Origin of the sequence: Actinoallomurus acaciae (assembly GCF_042429965.1) — a bacterium.
GTDB lineage: Bacteria > Actinomycetota > Actinomycetes > Streptosporangiales > Streptosporangiaceae > Actinoallomurus > Actinoallomurus acaciae.
Map to the genome: position 1 here is coordinate 1 of NZ_JBHLZP010001185.1, position 861 is coordinate 861.

Genomic DNA, 861 nt, shown 5'->3' on the forward strand with positions numbered 1-861 from the left:
GGGCGCGGGCCCGTCCGGCCCGGACGGGCCACCCCGGCGCAAGAGCCGTACCGGCCTGATCATCGGCGCGGTGGTGGCCGGGCTCGTCGTCGTGGGTGCCGGCATCGGAGCGCTGGCCGCCACGAACGACTCGGGCGGCGACCCCCAGAACCCGGCCGCCGCCCCGCCGCCGCCGACTCCGCAGAGCTCCCACCGCCCGAAGCGGAGCCATACTCCGTCCCGTACGCCCTCCCGGCGCCCGACCCCCAAGAAGACCGTCCGCGCCAACCCGTACAAGCCCCAGCGCCTGTGCGGCAGCGGCTACCGCGTCATCGACACACACGCGCTGGGAGAGGCGCGGACCTACCTGCTCTACGACGCGAAGGCCGGCACCAACTGCGTGGTCACCATGGTGTCGCGCTCGTCGGGCAAGGTCTTCTTGACCGCATCGCTCGTGGTCAAGGGCGGAGACCGGGAGAGCCGGTCGGGTGCCTTCCCGTTCTACGCGGGCCCGATCCGCCTGCCGGCGCGAGGCAAGTGCGTGATGTGGGGCGGCGCGTCGAAGAGCGCCAAGTGGACCAGCGGCTGGAGCCACTGCGGCAAGTGAAGCCGGGCGCCGCGGGACCCCGCCGGCACTCGGAGCAGCGCGTCAGGGTTCGCTGATCAGCTCGGTCGCGCGGACGACCGCGGCGAGCGCGTCGGAATGGCCCGTGCGCTGGTGGACGTCGAGGCAGGTGTCGGCGAGCTTGATGACGTGTTCGTCCTGGTGACGGACGGCGCGGGCGAACACCTCGTCCGCCGACTCCGGAGCGGCGGGCAGGCTGTCGCGGGGCGCGGGCACGGCGGGAGCGTAGGCCGCGGTCACCGCCGCGCTGCCCGGCC

At 74.3% G+C, this 861-nt stretch carries 1 protein-coding gene and 1 pseudogene; one reads left to right on the forward strand and one right to left on the reverse strand.

Annotated elements, in window-relative coordinates; translation table 11 throughout:
* Positions 1–586, forward strand: a pseudogene (locus tag ACFFNX_RS51510) (hypothetical protein); the annotation flags it as partial.
* A gap of 42 nt (positions 587–628) precedes the next feature.
* Here ACFFNX_RS51510 and ACFFNX_RS51515 read toward each other — a convergent pair.
* Positions 629–861 (reverse strand): hypothetical protein (locus ACFFNX_RS51515; RefSeq protein WP_378213829.1); only part of this gene is annotated, 233 nt, incomplete at its 5' end.